The following is an 18,589-nucleotide window of genomic DNA, read 5'->3' as shown; positions in this document are numbered from 1 at the left end:
ATAGCGCGACACCACCCGCCCCGACACGTCAGGGAAATCGGAAGGACGACATAGTGCCAAAATAGTGCGACGAGGCGCGGCGCGTAATTGATGTGGGTCAAAACCCGGCATCAAAAGAGGGAGGGAAGCTGCCGATCTACCGTGCCGATTGGCATCGGCACGGCATTTATGACATGAAAATCAGGCCGCGCGGGAAACCTTGCGGACCGGCCGGCGTGCGGCCGCCGAGGTCCCGTCGGCTCCGGCCCGGCGCCAGTTGGCGACCAGACGGCGCCCCGCCTGATAGACGTGCTCGCGCGCCAGATGTTCGGCCCGGGTACCCTGACCGTTGGCGATGGCATCGAAGAGTTCCGCATGGTCGGAGCAGGACGTGGCCAGCGTGTCGAGATCGTGCCAGCGGAACTTCACACCTTTCAGGAGCGGTATGGACCGGGACTTGCTGATCAGTTCGCTCAGATGGCGGTTCCCCGCGTCGGCGAAGATCGCCTCGTGGAACTCCTCGTTCAGCCGCCCCCATTCGTCCCGGAGCCTGTCGCTCCAATCGGTTTCGTCCAGCAGGACCTCGGTCTCGGCGAGATTCTTGTGGAGAAGGCCGCGGACCCGGTCCGAGATCCCCTTCTCCGCAACAGTCCGCGCCGCCAGGCCTTCCAGGACGGAGCGCGCCGCGTAGACGCCCTCGATATCCTGAACCGAGTAGCAGCGGACCACGTAGCCGCTGTTCGGAACGTAATCCAGCAGTCCCTCGGTCGCGAGGATCGCCAGAGCGGCGCGCACGGGCGTCCGGGATACATTCAGCGAATTGGATATTTCGATCTCGTTGAGCCGCGCGCCCGGCGCGTACTCGCCGTCCAGCACCTTGTCCCGCAAGGCGCGAACGACCGATTGACCACGCGTTGACATAATCATCACCCCATTCATTTCAGGCTCGGCCAACAGACGCCATGCCTTTGCATTCTTTGTACTTCGAGGCCGACATATCTCCTGCCGGCCGGTAGCGTCTCTCCCGTCGCGCCGAAATCTCGGTTCGCGAAGAGCACCATAACACACCCCCTACGCGGAAGGTAGACAGTCGGATGACATTTCTGCAAATATTGGATCCAATCTTGTAATTCAGACCGAACGGCCATTTGCGCGCGCCCGCGCAATCTGCATCGGCCATCGCCAGCAAGGATCCGCCGCATTGGTCAGCGAACCCGAAAAACCGTCCGACTTCAGAATGCGGAACCCGTCAATTAACTTATTATACCTCAATAGGTTATCATCTTTTTCCGACAACATCCTGAAGCCGGTCACCGCTCCCTTCCTGGCCCTTCCGGGCAATGCGCGAGGTGCGATATGGGTCGTGATCGCCGGACTCTTCTTCACCGTCATGACCGCGCTCATCAAGTCGATCGGTGATACAATCCCGGTCGTCCAGATCCTGCTCTTCCGCCAGATCGTGATGACCTTCACGGTCATGCCGGTCCTGATCGCCGGATTTCCGGACATTCTGAAGACCAACCACCTGCCCCTGCACCTCACCCGCGTGCTGTTCGCGCTCATCGCCATGACCTGCGGCTTCACGGCGGTCGTGCATCTCCCGCTCGCCGAAGCCACGGCGCTCGGCTTCGCAAAGAGCCTGTTCGTGACGATCTTCGCACTGATCCTGCTCAGGGAGGTCGCCGGACCGCGGCGCTGGTTCGCCGTCCTGATCGGCTTTGCCGGCGTGCTCGTGATGGTTCAACCCGGCCCCGACGGGCTCAATCTCTATTCCCTCTTCGCCGTCGCCGGCGCGGCATCTGCGGCCGCTGTGATGGTCATCATCCGCAAGGTCTCGCAATTCGACCGCTCCGTGACGATCCTCAGCTATCAGGCCATTCTCGTCGGCGTTCTCATGGTTCCGCCGACAATCATGTACTGGGTCACCCCGAGCCCCAGGGAATGGCTGGTGATGGCGGCGATAGGGGTGCTGTCCGTGTTCGGCCAGCTCGCCAATATCCAGGGCTTCAAGGAAGGCGAGGCCTCGGCAGTGGCGCCGATGGACTATACGAGGCTGGTTTTCGCCGCCCTGATCGGCTTCCTCATCTTCGGCGAAACGCCTGACCTGGCGACTGCAGCCGGCGCCACCCTGATCATCGCCACCTCGCTCTACACGGTGCGCGCGGAAAAGCGGGCCGCCAGCAACAAGGCATAGGCGACGACCTTCCCTTTCGTTCCGATTCACATCCAATTTGCATCCAAATCAAACACAAAACCCTGATTGTATCCAATAATGAGTCTTGGTAATCTTTCCCGAAAGAACAAACAGGGATGGGCTTCACCAATGGACGACGCAAGCATCAAGCAGCAATACGACGCGATCATCGCGCGATCCGGCCTCACGATCCCCGCAGATCGCGAGGAAACCATGCTCGGCACCTACAGGAATGTCCTGAAATGGTCGGAGATGGTCCGCAACCGGCCCCGGCCGGCCACGCTGGAACCGTCCAACGCCTTTTTCCTCGACACGATCACCCGCGCGATCGAAACCCGTTAGGAGCGCCGACATGTCCGACATCAAGGAACTTTCCATCGCCGAACTGGGCAAGGCCTATCGCGACCGCTCCCTCTCGCCGGTCGAGGCGACCCGGGATGCTCTGGACCGGATCTCCGAGCTCAACGGCACCCTGAAGGCCTTCAACACGGTGACCGCCGAACTGGCACTGGACCGCGCGAAGAAAGCCGAGGAGGAGCTAAAGTCCGGGACCGACCTCGGCCCGATGCACGGTATCCCGTTCGGCGCTAAGGACATCTACGATACGGCCGGGATCCTGACCTCCTGCCAGTCGAAGCTGCGCCCGGACGTGATCCCGGAAGCGAACGCCCATTCGGTGCAGAGGCTGCTGGATGGCGGCGCGGTGCTGCTCGGGAAATGCGCGACCATCGAATTCGCCACCGGCGGTCCGAGCGAGGAGACGCTGTTTCCGCCGGCCCGCAATCCCTGGAACGTCGAGCATGTGCCGGGCGGGTCCTCCTCCGGGTCCGGCGCGGCCGTCGCCGCCGGCATGACGCGGATGGCGCTCGGCTCCGACACCGGCGGATCGATCCGGGGCCCGGCGGCCTATTGCGGCACGGTCGGCATCAAGCCGACCTACGGCCGGGTCAGCCGCCGCGGCGTCTTCCCGCTCTCCTTCACCATGGACCATTGCGGTCCGCTCAGCTGGAGCGTCGAGGATTCGGCGATCGCGCTGCAGGCCATGGCGGGCTTCGACCCGCTCGACCCGGCATCGGCGGACGTACCGCTTTCCGACTACACAGCCGGCCTGAAGGATGGCGCGAAAGGCCTCAAGATTGCCTATGTCGCCAACTGGCTCGACGAGGACGAGCACACCAATCCGGAAGTCCGCGCGGCGCTCACGGAGGCGCTCGATACGCTCCGTGCCGAGGGCGCGACGGTCGAGAGCGTCACCCTGCCGTCGCACGAGCTCTTCCACGCCTGCGGCCGCATGATCATCCTCTCCGAATGCTATGCGATCCACGAGAAGGATCTGATGGAACGGCCGGAACTCTATGGCCGCCCGACCCGCGAGCGGCTGATGGCGGGCGCCTTCGTGCGCGGCTCCGACTATGTCGAGGCCCTGCGCATGCGCCGGGAGATGACCATGCAGTTCAATGCCGAGATGTTCGGCAAATACGATGCTGTCATCGCCCCCTGCACCTCGCTCCCGGCCGGTCGCTTCGACGCACAGCCGAACGATCCGCTGGCGCTTTCGGGATACATGACGGTGCCGTTCAACGTCACCGGCAGTCCGGCCATGTCCGTCTGCTGCGGCTTCACCACCGACGGTCTGCCGATCTCCCTCCAGGTGGTCGGCAAGCCGTTCGACGAGGCCATGGTGTTCCGTGTCGGGGCCGCCTACGAGCAGGCGAGCGACTGGCGCAGCCGGCGTCCGCCGCTCACCGCGGCAGGAGCGCTCGCCGCCGAGTGATCACTGCTCGGCGGGACGGCGCCGGGAGGAAGCGCTTTCCTTTCGAAAGACAACCCAGGTGCTGAGCAGCACCAGGCCGGCGCCGGCAAGCACCACCGGCGCCGGCCAATCCCCGAAGGCGAAATAGCCGATCAGGAGCGCCCAGATCATCTTCGTGTACCCCAGCGGTGCGATCGTCGCGGCGGATGCATGGAACAGCGCGCGCGTGGTGATATATTGCGCGACGCCGGACGCGACCCCCATGGCAACCAGCCCCGCCAGCTGGAGCGGCGTCGGTGTCACCCAGTAGAGGAACAGCAGCGGCAGCATCATGGCCGATGACAGCGCCATGAAGAGGAAGACGATCGTCGTCGTCGCGTCGAACCGGCTGAGATGGCGCGCCAGCAACAGGCCGCAAGCACTCATCACCGTGCCCGCGAAACTGTAGATCGCCCCCTCGCGGATCACGTCGCCGCCGGGCCTCACCATGATCATCACGCCGACGAAACCGATCAGCACCGCGAACCACTTGAGCGGCCCGACGGGTTCTTTCAGAAGCGGTACCGAGAGCACGCAGACCACCAGCGGCGCCGCGAAGTTGATCGCCGTCGCGTCCGCCAGCGGCAGGCTGCTGTAACCGAGAAAAATGAACCCGATCGCCCCGCTGACCAAGAGCGCATGCAGCACATGCAACCCCGGGCGCTCGGTCCGGACAGACTTCCAGCCCGCCGTCAGGCCGATAAAGAGCGCAAGCGGCAGGAGCGCGAAAGCGTTGCGGAAGAACATGATCTGCACGACCGGGAAAAGTTCGGTCTGCGCCTTTACCACCCCATTCAGGATGGAAAACACGATCAGGCCGACGAGAGTCAGCAGAATGCCGGTGCGCGCATCCGGGTTGACGATGCGCGCCGGCAAGGCTGGAGCGGGGTCCGTTGACATCGCCCGCCCCGTCAGTAGGTCTGGAAGATCCTCGCGATCTCGTCCGGATCCTTGGTCACCGTGAGGGCGAGGGAGAGCAGGATGCGAGCTTTCTGCGGGTTGAGGTTGTCCGCGATCAGGAAGCCGCATTCCTTCATCTTCGTGCTCGTGAAGGTCCGGCCACTGCCGGCGCGCGTCGACTGCACGACCACGACGCCCTTCTTGACCGCCTCGCGCAGGACCTCCTCGTCGCCCGGCCCGCAGAAGCCCGGCGCGAAGCCCGCGGACACGATCCCCTGGGCCCCGGCCTCCAGGAAGGCCCGGCAAGCAGTGCCGTCCGAACCGGTATAGGCATAGGCGATGTCGACCCGCGGCATGGCGTCGATCGTGCGGATATCAAATTCCGTGTCGGGCGCGTGTTTGCGCAGCGGCTTGCGGTAGAACGCGACCGCATCCCCATCCGCATGGCCGAGACATCCGAAGTCGGGCGTACGGAAGGTCTGCATGCGGTAGGTCGAAGTCTTGGTCACTTCTCGGGCGCACTGGATCTCGTCGTTGAGCAGGGTCATGACGCCCATGCCCTTCGCGTCAGGCGAGCCCGCGGTGCGGATTCCGTTCACCAGGTTGAAGCCGGCATCGGTCGAGAGCGCGCTCGACGGCCGCTGGGAGCCGACCACGACGACCGGGATGTCGGCCTTCACGGTCAGGTGCAGCGCGTAGGCCGTTTCCTCAAGTGAGGCCGTGCCGTGTGTCACGACGATCCCGTCGAGATCCGGGTCCTTTGCCAATTCATCGATCTTCAGCACCAGCTCGCGCCATTCCTTGAAGCCGACCGACGGGCTCGGGATCGCCTGATAGGGCACCGGGACGATTTCGGCGACCTCGTGCACGATCGGGAACATCGCGATGATCTCCTCGATGCCGATCATCTTCTTGTTGGCGCCGTAATCGAGGATGTCGAGCGGGGTCTTGCCGATCGACGCAATGGTACCGCCGGTGCCGATCACCGCGACCTTGGGTTTGCTCATTTTGTACCTATCAGGTTGGTATTACGGAATTATTCCGCCGCGGAGCGGGTGGCCGCAGCGTTCTTGGTGAGGCAGTCGATGACTTCGTCGGTGCTCATGATATCACCGAACGTCAGATAGAAGTTGATGAGCGAGCTGTTGTGCTCCTCGTCGCTGGTCGCGGCATTGCCGTCGGTCACCATGATGGTCTTGAAGTTCGTCATCATGGCGTCGCGCGCCGAGGATTCGCAGCAGACATTCGTGACCGTCCCGGTGATCAGAACCGTGTCGAGCCCTCTCGCGCGCAGGATGTCCGGCAGATCCGAATAGCCGGGCAAGAAAGCCGAGTAGCGGTATTTGAGCACCTTCATGTCGTCCAGCTTCACGTCGAGATCGGCCCAGAGCTCGTGCCCCAGGGTGCCCTCGCTCATGGACTCGATGCGCTTGGCGGTCTTCTCCGGCAGCGTCATCGCATGCAGGTTCGACCAGCTCTCGAGGCAGGACTCGTCATGGGTGTTCTGGATCCAGAAAACCTGCCCGCCGGTCTCGCGGACGGCGGAGGCCAGCCGGTTCACGTTCGGCACGATCTCCCGCGCCATGGTGCAGAGCGCATGGGCAACACCGTCCATCATGAAACCGTTCTGCAGGTCGACCACGACCAGCGCGGTCTTCGCGGGGTCCAGATCTGCAAAGGGATGGGCCGTGCCTCGCCGGGCGACGACGGACTCCACGACACGCTGCGGTATCTCGATCTTGTGCATCTTCACTCTCCCCTTTCTGTTGTGTTTTCAGGCCAGCGCGCTCTCCCGTTCGGGCTTTGCCGCGGGCGGCGCGTCGTCCAGCTTGAAGCAGCGTGCGATCCGCCCCGGACCGAGCGTGACCTCGGGCGGGAGCTGGGCGCGGCATCCGTCGTCCGCGTTCGGGCAGCGCGGTGCGAAGCTGCATCCGGTCGGCAACGAGCGCAGGTCGGGCGGGCTGCCGGGAATGGCCTCGATGTCCTTGCCGCGCATGTTGCCGTGTACGGTCGAGGACAGCATGCCTTTGGTATAGGGGTGCTTCGGGTCGGTCAGGACCTCCTGCACCGTTCCGCTCTCGACGATGCGGCCGGCATACATCACGGCCACTCTGTCGGCGATCTCCGCAGCGACACCGAGGTCGTGGGTAACAAAGATCATGCCCATGCCCATTTCCTGCTGCAGCTTGCGCATCAGGATCAGGACCTGGATCTGCACCGTGGCGTCGAGCGCAGTGGTCGGCTCGTCCGCAAGCAACAGCTTAGGACGGCAGGAGAGCGCGAGCGCGATCATCGCGCGCTGGCGGAGACCGCCGGAGAGCTCGTGCGGATAGGCTTTCAGACGGCGTGCCGCCGACGGCACCTTCACCAGTTCGAGCAGCTCCAGCGCCCGGGCCAGCCCATCCTCTTTCGAGCAGCCCTCGTGCCGGCAGACCGTCTCGGCGATCTGGTTGCCGATGGTGAAGACCGGATCGAGCGCCGTCATCGGCTCCTGGAAGATCATCGCGGCCTTGCCACCGCGGAATGCGGAGAGTTCTTTCCCCTTCAGCGCGAGCACGTCCTGCCCGTCGACCTCGAGCTTGCCGGTGATCTTCGTCCGCCGTTCCGGCAGCAGGCGCATCAGCGCCCGCATGCTGACACTCTTGCCGGAGCCGGACTCCCCGATGATGCAAAGCACCTCGCCATGATTGACCGTGAGGTTCACGTCGTTGACCGCGTTCACCGTCGACTCGCGGCTGACGAATTTGACATTGAGGTCCTTGACCGAGACCAGCGGCGCGGAGGTTTCCATGCTCATGATGCGCTCCTCGCGAGAGTCTTCGTCGCCGGCGCCTCGAGACCGGCGGCCTTCGAATGACCGGATTTCGGCACGAACATGTGGCAGGCGCAGACATGCGCTTTCGGTCCGTCGGTCTCCGGCAGGGACGGTGAGTCCACCTCGCAGATCTTCTCCGCGAAGTCGCAGCGCGTGCGGAAACGGCAGCCGGACGGCGGATTGATCGGGTTCGGCGGATCGCCGACCAGTGGCGGTTCCTCGACCCGATCGTCCGGATCCATCGAGAGACGCGAGGCCAGCAGCGCTGCCGTATAGGGGTGCTTCGGGTTCTCGTAGATCTCGTCCACCGGTCCGATCTCGACCACCTCGCCGAGATACATCACCAGCACCCGGTCGCTCACATACTGCACCACGTTCAGGTCGTGGGAGATGAAGACATAGGTCAGGTTGAAATGGTCCTTCAGATAGCGCAGCAGGTTCAGCACCTGCGCCTCGACCGACTTGTCGAGGGCGGAGACCGCCTCGTCGAGGATCACCACGCGGGGCTCCAGCACCAGCGCGCGGGCGATGTTGATGCGCTGCTTCTGGCCGCCGGAAAGCTCGTGCGGATAACGCGGGCCGAAGAGGCTCGGCTCGAGGCCGACCTTCTTCATCAGCTCCCGCGCCGCCTCCTTCGCCGCCGCCTTGCTCGCGCCGTGCACGGTCTTGCCGTAGGCGATGGAATCCTCCACCGGCATGCGCGGGTTGAGCGAGGAATAGCTGTCCTGGAAGACCATCTGCATCAGACGCCGCATGTCGCGGATCTCCAGGCCGTCCTTCTGACCGACGCCGTCTCCGTCGAAGATCAGCTCTCCGCTGTCCGGAACGATCAGGTGCATCAACAGGCGGGCGAGCGTGGATTTGCCGCATCCGGACTCGCCGACCACGCCGAGGGTCTCGCCCTTCATCACCGTGAAGCTGACCCCGTCGACCGCCCGCACATGCCCGACCGTGCGGTTCAGCACGCCACCGGTGATCGGGAAGTGCTTCTTCAGGCCGCGGGCGATCAGCATCGGCTGCGCTTCGCCGCCACGATCGCGGGCGTCGCGGGTATCGACTTCGGTAAGGGCGGCTTTTGTCTCTGTCATGCTCATGTCTCCGCTCCTTACATCCGGACGTCCATGGCCGAGCGCAGACCGTCGCTGACCAGATTGAAACAGATCGAGGTGATCAGAATGGCGAAGCCCGGCAGGGCGCAGACCATGGGATTGATGTAGATGGCGCCGCGCAGGGTGTTCAGCATCAGCCCCCAGTCCGGCTCCGGCGGGGTCACCCCAAGGCCGAGGAAGGAGAGGCCGGAGGCCAGCAGGATCGAGACGCTGACCATGCTGGAGGCGTAGATCAGGATCGGCCCCAGCACGTTGCCGAGCACGTGCACGCGGATGATGTTGAACGTGCCGGCGCCGGTCGCCCGCGCCGCCTCGACGAAATCGAGGTTGCGGACCTGCGAGGTCGCGGTCTCCGCGATGCGGCAGAGCGGCGGAATGAAGACCAGCGTCAGCGAGGCCATACCGTTGAAGATGCCGCCGCCGAGCGCGCCGGAGATCGCCACCGCCAAGAGGATCGACGGGAAGGCGTAGAAGACGTCGACCGTGCGCATGATCGCCATGTTTGTCCGGCCGCCGACAAAACCGGCGATGACGCCGAGCGACCCGCCGATCAGGGTCGCGGCGAGCACCGGCAGGATGCCCATCGCGAGCGAGATCCGCCCGCCATAGAGCATCCGGGAGAGGATATCGCGACCGAGCTCGTCCGTGCCGAGGAGATGCCCCTGGTAAAGCATCGGCTTCAGCCGCTTGATCAGGCTGGTCTCGTAGGGATCCATCGGCGCGATGAGAGGCGCGAAGATGGCGGAGAGGATGATCAGGGCGACCACGGCGCCGAAGAACAGGGTCATGTAGTCGTAGCGCAGCCGGTATCCGACGGTCTGCCAGTAACTCCGGACCTTGAGCGCCGGAGCACCCTGCTCCGCCGCCGCCTCGGCCTGCATGCTGTTCGCTGTGATGTCGGTCATGTCAGCCCGTCCCTTCGGTTCAGCCGCGCTTGAGGCGCGGATCGACGGCCGTCTGAAGCAGGTCGATCACGAGATTGGTGGCGACGAAGATGATCGCGAGCACGAGGATCGTGCCCTGCAGCACCGGCAGGTCGCGGGTCAGGATCGCCTTGTTCAGGAGGAAACCGCTGCCGGGCCAGGTGAAGATGGTCTCGACCAGGATCGAGCCGCCCATCAGGTAGCCGAATTGCAGACCCATGACGGCGAGCACCTGCGGCAGGGCGTTCTTCAGCACATGCAGCAGGATCTCCCACTCCATCAGGCCCTTGGCCCGGAGCGTCTCGACGAAATCCTGGTTCAGCACCTCGGCGACCGCCGAACGGGTGGTGCGGGCGATGATGCCGATCGGGATCAGCGAGAGCGTGACCATCGGCATCAGCAGATAGCGGAAGTGGTTCCATTCGAAGAGGTTGAAGGTGTCGGAGCCGCGCGGCCCCATGCCGGTCGCCGGCAGTACGTTCAGCTCGACGGCGAAGATGATGATGAGGACGATGCCGAGCCAGTAGTTCGGTACGCTGACGCCGATGACGGCAAAGCCGGTGACGGCCCGGTCGGTCGCCGTCCCGACGCGGTAGCCTGCGATCGTGCCAAGGATGAAGGCGAGGGTGAAGGCGATGAGCACGGCGCCGGCGGCGAGCAGGACCGTGTTTCCGAGCGCCTTGACGATCTCGCCCAGAACCGGGCGGCCGGTGGCGATGGACATGCCGAAATCGCCGGTCACGACCTTGCCGAGCCAGATCAGGTACTGCACCGGGATCGGCTTGTCGAAACCGTAGGCTTTCCTGACCATCGCGATGGTCTCTGCGCTGGCATCCTCCGGCAAGAGGGTCTGCAGCGGGTCGCCGGGGGCGATGTAAACCAGGGCGAAGCACACGATGCTGACGCCGAGGGCGATGGGAACTGCATAAAGCAGGCGTCGGATGATATAGGCCGTCACGGTGCCATCTCTCCTGATGGACGCTGCTCTCCGAGGCAGGGGGCCCGGGCGGCATCCTTCCTTTGAGGGGATCCCCGGGCCCGCCCCCCGGAAGGGGAAACGGGCCCGGGACGGTGGGTTCGGATTATTCGACGACGATCGGCGTCAGGTCCTGGAACCAGCTCTGCGCCTGCACGAAGCCTTTGACGTTCGGCGCGATGGCCCGCGGGTTCACATCGTGGGCGACCCACAGCATGGCGGCATCCTCGACCATCATCTCATGCAGCTTGGTGAGCTTTGCCATCCGCACCTTCGGATCGAAGGAGAGATAGATCTCGTCGATCAGGGCATCGACGGCGGGGTTGGAATAGTGCCCCCAGTTCGAGCCCTTCGGCGCATGCTGCTTGGTGTAGACATGCCGGATCAGGGCGCTGAACGGATCCTGCAGCGCGCGGCTGATATTGATGCCGTCGATCTCCGGGTTCTTTTCCCGGCCCGGACGCCCGACATCGAGCAGCGCGTTCCAGTCCATCACCTTCAGCTCGGTGTCGAAGCCGGCCGCATCGAGCTGGCTCTTGACCAGTTCGTTCATCGGCAGCGGCTGCATCTGGCCGGACCCGGAGGTGGAGATGGCCAGCGTGATCTTGCAGGGATAGCAATTGACGCTCTTCAGCAGCTCGGCCGCCTTCGCCGGGTCGTACTCGTACTTGACCGACGGGGTGCCGTGATACGGCGTCGATGGCGGCACATTGGTGTAGCCCTCGACCATGTAGCCGTTCAGCAGCGCCTTGATCTCCGGACGGTTCAGGGCGTAGTTCGCGGCCTGGCGGACTTCCTTGTGCTTGAAGTTCCCGTCGACGAAGTTCAGCTGGTAGGACCAGTTGTGCGGGTAGGGCGCGGTCACGATCGTCATGCCGGCGGATTCGAGCCGGGGAATGGTATCCGGCGACGGCGCCTCGATGAAATCGACCTCGCCGGACAGCAGCGCGGCGGCACGGGTGGTCGCTTCCGGCATCGGGATCAGCACCAGGCGGTCATGCTTCGGGATCCGGTTCGGGTCCCAGTAGCTCTCGTTCTTCACCAGTTCGAGACGCTCCTGCGGCACGACACTGGCAAACTTGTAGGGGCCGGTGCCGGACGGCGCCTTGGCATAGGCCTCGTAATCGTTCTTCAGTTCGGTCAGGCGGCACTTGCTGATCATGAACCAGTAGCTGAGCTGGTACGGGAAAAGCGCGTCCGGCTCCTTGGTCACGATGGCGATGTCATGGGCGCCGAGCACCTCGACATGATCGATGTTGCCCGTGCGGTTCCGGATATCGGCGAACTGCTTCACGTTGAAATGCGGCGCGTCCTCCTTGGAAATGCGCTCGAAGTTCCAGACCACGTCTTCCGGCACGAAATCGCAGCCGTCATGCCACTTCACGCCCTCGCGGAGCTTGATCAGCCAGCGCTTGTTGTCCTTGGGATCGATTTCCCAGGACGTCGCCAGACCCGGCTTGATATCGGCCGCGGTCTCACCCTGGGACAAGTCCCAGAGTACGAGCGTGTCATAGAGATTGTAGCCGACGAAGCGATAGCCTTCGAAGCCCTGGTCGGGCTGGCCGATGGTGATCGGAATGTCCCCGGCGGTCATCGCCACGCGGAGGACCGATTCCGCGTTCGCCGCCTGCCCCGCCATCGCCAGACCGGCGGTGACGGAAACGGCTGCGGCGAGCCTTTTGAGTGTTTTCATTGAGAAGCCTCCTTGTTGTCAGCAAGGCGCCCCGTGTGATCCTGCTACCGGCATGCTCCAGGACGGAAGATGTCGATATTGCGTTGCGATCACATCGCCCTGCAGTCCCTTACCGCACAGCAAATACCATGCCATTACAAATAAATTGTATCCAATCTATCTTTCTGAAGCTCATATGCACGCAAAGAAAGTCCGTCGAGCCAATTGAATCTTTAGCATTTCCCTGACCTACAGCCACCATTTGGAAAACTCGTTCCATAATTTTAGGACCCCAAAGAGCACGAGCGATAGCTCGGGGCGCACGCCCATTTCCGCAGTCAGTGTGCACAATCGTTAATCAGATTGCGCCCTTTCCGGCATGCTTAAAAAATCCACGGCGCGTCAAAAATAAAATCATCCCATTGATTTTCATTATTTTTTTAGAATATCGCCAAACCTGAAAACGATCATTTTTTGTGCATTGCACAAAATTCTTGCCAGACTCGCTGCTTTTTTGGATACAATCCATCCATTCTACGATAAGGCGCATGAGAAGCGCCGGTTTTCCCGGGTATTCCGGACATATGGAGGCGCTGTCATGTCTTACATTCAGGACGATAAGGGAGCGCGGATCGCGTTCCAGAAAATCACCGATATCCTTGGCCTCTCTCTGCCCGCAGATCGCGAGCAGGCAATCTTCGAGGGTTATGTCGGCCTACGCGAAATGGCGGACGGCCTGAGGCGGCCACGGACGGCGGCTTCGGAACCGGCCGGGATCTTCGTCGCCGGCACGATCGGACGGGAGGGCTGGTCATGGGAGGCGTAGCAGACAGCCGGTCAATCGCCGAACTGGGCAAGGCCCTGCGAGACGGTACCTTGACCTCCGTCGCCCTGACCGAAGAGACCCTGGACCGGATCGCGGCGCTGGACGGGCAGATCGACAGCTTCATTACCGTGACCCAGGAACGGGCTTTGGAAGACGCGGCCCGCGCAGACAGGGAACTGAAGGAGGGCATGGACCGCGGTCCGATGCACGGCATTCCCTACGGCCTGAAAGATATCTACGACACGGCCGGGATCCGCACGACATGCCATTCAAAACTGCGCCTCGACAACGTTCCGGCCGCCGACAGCGTCTGCGCGACCAAACTGAAAGACGCGGGCGGCGTGTTGATCGGCAAGCTGGCGACGCACGAATTCGCCTTCGGCGGGCCATCCTTCGACCTGCCCTTCCCGCCGGCCCGCAACCCCTGGAACCCGGCGCACGGGCCCGGAGGCTCCTCGAGCGGATCCGGGGCGGCCGTCGCCGCCGGCCTGCTGCGCACCGCCATGGGCTCCGATACCGGCGGTTCGATCCGCGGCCCTGCCGCTTATTGCGGCACGATCGGGATCAAGCCGACCTACGGACGGGTCAGCCGCCGTGGCGTCTTCCCGCTGTCCTATACGCTCGATCATTGCGGCCCGCTCTCCAAGACGGTCGAGGACGCGGCCATCACCATGCAGTGCATCGCGGGATACGATCCGCTCGACCCGGCCTCGGCGGACGTACCCGTGCCTGATTTCAGTGCAGGTCTCACCGCCGGAGTGAAAGGCATGAAGATCGGCGTGCTCCGTTCCTTCTACCGGGACGCCGAGGGTGTTTCCGATGAAGCCGTGGCCGCGATCGATGCCGCCATGGGCGTCTTGAAAGATCTCGGCGCGGAAGTCGAGGAAGTGCCCGCGGTCTCCTCCTATGCGGATTACAACAATTGCGGACGGGTGATCCTCCTGGCCGAAGCCTATGCGATCCACGAGCAGGACCTGCAGACCCGCCCGCTCGATTACGGCCGGCTGACAATGGAGCGGATCGTTCTCGGCGGCTACCTGACGGCGGCGGATCTGATGCAGGCCCAGCGCCAGCGCCGGGAACTCTGCGAGGAGGTCAATAGCGGCCTCTTCTCGCGCTACGACGTCCTGATCGCCGCGAGCTCGCTCACTCCGGCGCCGCTGATCGACGCGCCGCAGAAAAGCTTCCCGCTGAACTGGCCGATGCAGACCCTGCCCTTCAACGTCACCGGCAACCCGGCGATGTCGATCCCGATCGGCTTCAGCCAGTCCGGGCTGCCGCTCTCGATGCAGATCGTCGGCAAATATTTCGACGAGGCGGCGGTCTTCCAGGCAGGCCAAGCCTTCGAGAAGGCGACCGACTGGCACCAGCGCTGGCCGGACATGAGCGTCGCCGCCGCGGCGTCCGCGGCATGACGCAGCTCGCTGCCGCATCCGTTTTGCTTCCAGACGCAAAAAGGCCCTGGAATGATTGGGCGCGGCGGCAGGATCGGCCGGATGTGTTCCGGCCAACCGGCTGAGTGCAAACGGAGACAGGCCCCTGCTTCTGGAAGCCGGACCGTCCGATCACATCCGGCCGGCATGTGCACGACTGGCATCGATGACAGGGCCGCCGTCGATCCGGTGCGCCTCATATATGCCAAAGGGCGAGCCCAGGGGAGGTTCGCCCGGGCGGAATATGGAATCGCTGTTCGCTCACGTTCTCGGGCTATCGATCAACGGGTTGGGTTTCGCCAGCGTACGGAGGCTGGAAAGATCGTTGAGGCGAACGGTCGCCCCATCCACTTCGACGCCATATGGTTTCAATGTGTTGAAGGCCCGCGACAGGTTCTCCGGCGTCATGCCGAGCTGCGAGGCCAGAATCCGCTTGTCGTCCGGCAACTCAAGACTTCCATTGCCTCCCTGATCCTCATGAAACCTGATGAGGCGATTCGCGAGGCGCTCAACCGCGGTCCGGAGTTTCAGGTCCTTGTACTCCTTGACGACGCTGCGATACGTGCTTGCCAATTCAACCACGACGGCGCGGGCAAAGCCTGCATCCTCGCGGAAGATCGTGCGGACATTCTCGGAGGGAATGAGCAGTACCTTCGACTTCTCCCGCGTCCGCGCGGACATGAGATAGACGGCATCCTTGAGAACCGCCGCCAGAATGAACGTGCCAACGGGCCGGACAATGCTCATCGTCGCTTCGCGGCCATTCGACTTGGCGAAGAGTTCAACCGATCCCTCGATCACCACGTAGAGAAAATCCGCCGGATCGCCTTCGGTAATCAGTTCGAGCTGTGCCGGAAAGGTCTGCAGATAGGCCGCGCGCATCAGCGACTCGAAGCTCTCGGCGCTCATGCTCTCGAAGAGACCGAGTTCCCGCACCTGCGGCAGGTCGGATGACCGCATAGTACCCCCTCAAGAGATCGTTAATTGATTTTTATCAAGCCTCTTCACGACATTCTTAGCATCGATATCCGCTCCCTTCAAACGCGCCGGTTGATCGGAAGCCTGACCACCTCTTGAGGCCTTTCCGCGCGCCTCTTGTTTGTTAGGCAATCCCCGCATTCGTTGATTCAGATCAATCTGGCCCAAGAAACAATAGCTGATCCTCGACCCGTTTCGTAGTGACCGGCGGCGCAAAGCCGCGTTGAAGAAGGGGTAGGATCAATGCATTCCTTGAGTGGGGTAACCCCCGGAAAGCAGAACAAGATCCTCGGCATGAGCACGTTGGCGTTTACCGCCTGCTTTGCCGTCTGGACAATTTTCTCAATCCTCGGTGTCCGTATCAAACAGGAACTCGGACTGACCGATACCGAGTTCGGCATCCTGGTCGCGACTCCGGTGCTCACCGGGTCCGTCAGCCGGATCTTCCTCGGCGTCTGGACCGAGCAGTATGGCGGCCGCCTGATCTACACGCTGCAGATGCTGACAACCGCCGTGGCGGCCTTTCTCCTATCGAAAGTCTCGACCTATCCGATGTTCCTCGTGGCGGCCCTCGGGGTCGGCCTCGCAGGCGGTTCCTTCATCGTCGGCATCGCCTACGTATCGCGCTGGTACCCGAAGGACAAGCAGGGCACGGCCCTCGGTATCTTCGGCGTCGGCAACGTGGGCGCGGCGGTGACCAACTTCGCCGCGCCGTTCGCGGTCGTGGCGCTCGGCTGGCAACAGACTGCGCAGCTCTACGCGGTCATTCTCGCTGTCATGGCCATCGTCTTCTATCTGACGACCGAAGATGATCCGGCCCACAAGGAACGCAAGGCACGTGGAGAGAAGGCACCAAGCGCACTGATGCAGCTTGAGCCACTCCGCAAGCAGCAGGTCTGGCGCTTCGCGCTCTACTACTTCTTCGTGTTCGGTGCCTTCGTCGCCCTGGCCCTCTGGCTGCCGCGGTACCTGATCGGCGTCTACGGCCTCGACCTCAAGACCGCCGGCATGCTGGCCGCCGTCTATGCGGTCCCGGCCAGCCTGTTCCGGGCCTATGGCGGCTACCTGTCCGACCGCTACGGTGCCCGCGCGGTCATGTATTGGACGCTGGGCGTGTCCCTGATCTGTCTCTTCATGCTGTCCTATCCCAATACGGACTACATCATCCACGGCATCACGGGGGAGATCGCGTTCTCGACCCGGATGGGACTGGTGCCGTTCGTCGTGACGGTGTTCGTGCTCGGGTTCTTCATGTCGCTGGGCAAGGCAGCCGTCTATAAGCACATCCCGGTCTATTATCCGGAGCATGTCGGCTCAGTCGGCGGTCTGGTCGGCATGATCGGCGGCCTCGGCGGCTTCGTGCTCCCGATCACCTTCGGCGTGATGAACGACCTGATCGGTGTCTGGACCAGCTGTTTCATGCTGCTCTTCGGCATCGTCGCCGTGGCGCTGTGCTGGATGCATTTCTCGATCCGCGCCATGGAACGCGAAGCCGTGGGCAAGGAGCTGTCCTCCCTGCCCGAGTTCCCGGAGATGCAGCATATCCACTCCGAGGAAAAGCACGGCCGTGGTACCGGCGCGCTGATCACCGACTGGCGGCCGGAAGAACCGGATTTCTGGAAGACAACGGGCAACAAGATCGCCCAGCGTAACCTCTGGATCTCGATCCCCTGCCTGTTGCTCGCCTTCTCGGTCTGGCTGGTCTGGAGCGTGGTGGTGGCGAAATTGCCCGCCATCGGCTTCAACTACAGTACGGACCAGCTGTTCTGGCTGGCCGCCCTGCCCGGCCTCTCCGGCGCCACGCTTCGGATCTTCTACTCCTTCATGGTGCCGATCTTCGGCGGCCGTCTCTGGACGACCCTGACGACGGCCTCGCTGCTGATCCCGGCCTTCGGCATCGGCTACGCGGTGCAGGATCCCAATACGCCGTACCTTATCTTCCTGGTGCTGGCCCTGCTCTGCGGTTTCGGCGGCGGCAACTTCGCCTCCTCGATGGCCAATATCAGCTTCTTCTTCCCGAAGGCGCAGAAGGGTAACGCGCTGGCCCTCAATGCAGGTCTCGGCAACGCGGGCGTCAGCGTCATGCAGTTCGTGGTTCCCCTGGTGATCACCGCCGGCGTGTTCGGCGCGATCGGTGGCGAGCCGCAGCAAATGTCCGGCGGCGCACAGCTCTGGCTGCAGAATGCCGGCTTCGTCTGGGTGCCTTTCCTGCTCGTCACCACGGCGCTCGCCTGGTTCGGCATGAACGACATCGCCTCGGCGAAGGCCTCCTTCAAGGACCAGGCCGTGATCTTCCAGCGCAAGCACAACTGGATCATGTGCTGGCTCTATACCGGGACCTTCGGATCCTTCATCGGCTACTCGGCGGGCTTCCCGCTGCTGGCGAAGACCCAGTTCCCGGAAATCGACTCCCTGCAGTTCGTCTTCCTCGGGCCGCTCGTCGGTGCCCTCAGCCGGGCCGCGACCGGGTGGATCTCGGACAGGTTCGGCGGTGGCCGGGTCACCCTCTACACCTTCGTGCTGATGATCGCGGCGGTGGCGGGCGTGCTCTACTTCCTCGGCATCAAGGATCAGCCGGGTGCGTTCTGGGGCTTCTTCGCGATGTTCATGGTGCTGTTCTTCGCCACCGGCATCGGCAACGCCTCAACCTTCCAGATGATCCCGATCATCATGCGCAGCGAACTCGAGCATCTGATGCCGGGCCTCAATCCGGCGGAGCGGCTGCGTCAGGCTGAGAAGGAATCCGCCGCCATCATCGGCTTCACCTCGGCGATCGCGGCCTATGGCGCCTTCTTCATCCCGAAGGCCTACGGCTCCTCGATCAAGCTGACGGGCGGACCGGAACTGGCGCTCTGGGGCTTCCTGATCTTCTACGTCAGCTGCGTGCTGCTGACATGGTTCGTCTACACCCGCCGGGGCGGCCTGCTGCATGACATCGAACGCGGGATCGCTCCCCGTTCGCCCAGTGCAGCTCCCGCTCAATAGGAGGAAA

Annotated in this window: 17 protein-coding genes; 6 read left to right on the top strand and 11 right to left on the bottom strand. The window is 63.2% G+C overall.

Going from position 1 to position 18,589, the window contains the following annotated elements; translation table 11 throughout:
- Positions 1–180: 180 nt before the first annotated feature.
- Positions 181–900 (bottom strand): GntR family transcriptional regulator, encoded by a 720-nt coding sequence (locus tag IG122_RS19075; RefSeq protein WP_193187508.1) that lies wholly within the window; start codon positions 898–900, stop codon positions 181–183.
- Positions 901–1,110: 210 nt separating this feature from the next.
- Positions 1,111–1,371, bottom strand: coding sequence for a hypothetical protein (locus tag IG122_RS24155; protein ID WP_226893807.1), 261 nt, complete (start codon positions 1,369–1,371; stop codon positions 1,111–1,113).
- Between IG122_RS24155 and IG122_RS19070 the strand changes: the two genes are divergently transcribed.
- The 3 genes from IG122_RS19070 (at position 1,343) to IG122_RS19060 (ending at position 3,947) form a co-directional block, all read left to right on the top strand.
- The gene (locus IG122_RS19070; protein WP_319024935.1) at positions 1,343–2,173 is read left to right on the top strand and encodes a DMT family transporter; all 831 of its coding nucleotides are present in this window, start codon (positions 1,343–1,345) and stop codon (positions 2,171–2,173) included. The two genes, IG122_RS24155 and IG122_RS19070, sit on opposite strands and share 29 nt — an antisense overlap.
- 129 nt (positions 2,174–2,302) lie before the next feature.
- Positions 2,303–2,515, top strand: a complete 213-nt coding sequence (locus IG122_RS19065; RefSeq protein WP_193187505.1) for a hypothetical protein — start codon at positions 2,303–2,305, stop codon at positions 2,513–2,515.
- A 10-nt stretch (positions 2,516–2,525) separates the two neighbouring features.
- Positions 2,526–3,947: an amidase gene (locus IG122_RS19060; protein ID WP_193187504.1), complete on the top strand. Its 1,422-nt coding sequence runs from the start codon at positions 2,526–2,528 to the stop codon at positions 3,945–3,947.
- On the opposite strand, the gene IG122_RS19055 is transcribed toward IG122_RS19060, so the two are convergent.
- The 8 genes from IG122_RS19055 to IG122_RS19020 all read right to left on the bottom strand — a co-directional run bounded on the left by IG122_RS19055 (position 3,948) and on the right by IG122_RS19020 (position 12,381).
- Complete coding sequence (locus IG122_RS19055) at positions 3,948–4,865, bottom strand: DMT family transporter (protein ID WP_193187501.1); 918 nt, start codon at positions 4,863–4,865, stop codon at positions 3,948–3,950.
- Positions 4,866–4,876: 11 nt separating this feature from the next.
- Positions 4,877–5,872 (bottom strand): asparaginase, encoded by a 996-nt coding sequence (locus IG122_RS19050; RefSeq protein WP_193187499.1) that lies wholly within the window; start codon positions 5,870–5,872, stop codon positions 4,877–4,879.
- A 29-nt stretch (positions 5,873–5,901) separates the two neighbouring features.
- Positions 5,902–6,612 carry an isochorismatase family protein gene (locus tag IG122_RS19045; RefSeq protein ID WP_193187497.1) on the bottom strand — a complete coding sequence of 237 codons (711 nt, stop codon included), beginning with the start codon at positions 6,610–6,612 and terminating at the stop codon, positions 5,902–5,904.
- Between the two features lie 27 nt (positions 6,613–6,639).
- The gene (locus IG122_RS19040) at positions 6,640–7,662 is read right to left on the bottom strand and encodes an ABC transporter ATP-binding protein (protein WP_226893758.1); all 1,023 of its coding nucleotides are present in this window, start codon (positions 7,660–7,662) and stop codon (positions 6,640–6,642) included.
- Positions 7,659–8,768, bottom strand: a complete 1,110-nt coding sequence (locus IG122_RS19035; protein WP_319024934.1) for an ABC transporter ATP-binding protein — start codon at positions 8,766–8,768, stop codon at positions 7,659–7,661. Before IG122_RS19035 ends, IG122_RS19040 begins: the two co-directional genes overlap by 4 nt.
- A gap of 17 nt (positions 8,769–8,785) precedes the next feature.
- A complete protein-coding gene (locus IG122_RS19030; RefSeq protein ID WP_193187493.1) occupies positions 8,786–9,694 on the bottom strand; it encodes an ABC transporter permease in 909 nt (302 codons plus the stop codon).
- 19 nt (positions 9,695–9,713) lie between these two features.
- Positions 9,714–10,670 carry an ABC transporter permease gene (locus IG122_RS19025; protein ID WP_193187491.1) on the bottom strand — a complete coding sequence of 319 codons (957 nt, stop codon included), beginning with the start codon at positions 10,668–10,670 and terminating at the stop codon, positions 9,714–9,716.
- A 124-nt stretch (positions 10,671–10,794) separates the two neighbouring features.
- Complete coding sequence (locus IG122_RS19020; RefSeq protein ID WP_193187489.1) at positions 10,795–12,381, bottom strand: ABC transporter substrate-binding protein; 1,587 nt, start codon at positions 12,379–12,381, stop codon at positions 10,795–10,797.
- A 577-nt stretch (positions 12,382–12,958) separates the two neighbouring features.
- On the opposite strand from IG122_RS19020, the gene IG122_RS19015 reads away from it, so the two are divergent.
- Both IG122_RS19015 and IG122_RS19010 read left to right on the top strand, forming a co-directional pair.
- Positions 12,959–13,186 (top strand): hypothetical protein, encoded by a 228-nt coding sequence (locus IG122_RS19015; RefSeq protein ID WP_193187487.1) that lies wholly within the window; start codon positions 12,959–12,961, stop codon positions 13,184–13,186.
- Complete coding sequence (locus IG122_RS19010; RefSeq protein WP_193187485.1) at positions 13,174–14,601, top strand: amidase; 1,428 nt, start codon at positions 13,174–13,176, stop codon at positions 14,599–14,601. Before IG122_RS19015 ends, IG122_RS19010 begins: the two co-directional genes overlap by 13 nt.
- 279 nt (positions 14,602–14,880) lie before the next feature.
- Here IG122_RS19010 and IG122_RS19005 read toward each other — a convergent pair whose 3' ends face one another.
- Complete coding sequence (locus tag IG122_RS19005) at positions 14,881–15,579, bottom strand: cyclic nucleotide-binding domain-containing protein (RefSeq protein WP_193187483.1); 699 nt, start codon at positions 15,577–15,579, stop codon at positions 14,881–14,883.
- Between the two features lie 270 nt (positions 15,580–15,849).
- On the opposite strand from IG122_RS19005, the gene IG122_RS19000 reads away from it, so the two are divergent.
- Entirely contained in the window at positions 15,850–18,582 is a 2,733-nt protein-coding gene (locus IG122_RS19000; protein WP_404924654.1) for a nitrate/nitrite transporter, read from the top strand.
- Positions 18,583–18,589: the final 7 nt, after the last annotated feature.

The sequence above is a fragment of the Nisaea sediminum genome (assembly GCF_014904705.1).
Lineage (GTDB): Bacteria > Pseudomonadota > Alphaproteobacteria > Thalassobaculales > Thalassobaculaceae > Nisaea > Nisaea sediminum.
The sequence above is the reverse complement of the archived record's forward strand: the minus strand, read 5'-3'. Positions and strand labels throughout refer to the sequence as shown.

Bases quoted from the DNA above. Each gene is read 5' to 3' on its own strand.
- IG122_RS19050 (WP_193187499.1), bottom strand. From the start codon at position 5,872: ATGAGCAAACCCAAGGTCGCGGTGATCGGCACCGGCGGTACCATTGCG.
- IG122_RS19065 (WP_193187505.1), top strand. From the start codon at position 2,303: ATGGACGACGCAAGCATCAAGCAGCAATACGACGCGATCATCGCGCGA.
- IG122_RS19075 (WP_193187508.1), bottom strand. From the start codon at position 900: ATGTCAACGCGTGGTCAATCGGTCGTTCGCGCCTTGCGGGACAAGGTG.
- IG122_RS19020 (WP_193187489.1), bottom strand. From the start codon at position 12,381: ATGAAAACACTCAAAAGGCTCGCCGCAGCCGTTTCCGTCACCGCCGGT.
- IG122_RS24155 (WP_226893807.1), bottom strand. From the start codon at position 1,371: ATGACGGTGAAGAAGAGTCCGGCGATCACGACCCATATCGCACCTCGC.
- IG122_RS19060 (WP_193187504.1), top strand. From the start codon at position 2,526: ATGTCCGACATCAAGGAACTTTCCATCGCCGAACTGGGCAAGGCCTAT.
- IG122_RS19045 (WP_193187497.1), bottom strand. From the start codon at position 6,612: ATGCACAAGATCGAGATACCGCAGCGTGTCGTGGAGTCCGTCGTCGCC.
- IG122_RS19010 (WP_193187485.1), top strand. From the start codon at position 13,174: ATGGGAGGCGTAGCAGACAGCCGGTCAATCGCCGAACTGGGCAAGGCC.
- IG122_RS19005 (WP_193187483.1), bottom strand. From the start codon at position 15,579: ATGCGGTCATCCGACCTGCCGCAGGTGCGGGAACTCGGTCTCTTCGAG.
- IG122_RS19040 (WP_226893758.1), bottom strand. From the start codon at position 7,662: ATGAGCATGGAAACCTCCGCGCCGCTGGTCTCGGTCAAGGACCTCAAT.
- IG122_RS19035 (WP_319024934.1), bottom strand. From the start codon at position 8,768: ATGACAGAGACAAAAGCCGCCCTTACCGAAGTCGATACCCGCGACGCC.
- IG122_RS19015 (WP_193187487.1), top strand. From the start codon at position 12,959: ATGTCTTACATTCAGGACGATAAGGGAGCGCGGATCGCGTTCCAGAAA.
- IG122_RS19030 (WP_193187493.1), bottom strand. From the start codon at position 9,694: ATGACCGACATCACAGCGAACAGCATGCAGGCCGAGGCGGCGGCGGAG.
- IG122_RS19055 (WP_193187501.1), bottom strand. From the start codon at position 4,865: ATGTCAACGGACCCCGCTCCAGCCTTGCCGGCGCGCATCGTCAACCCG.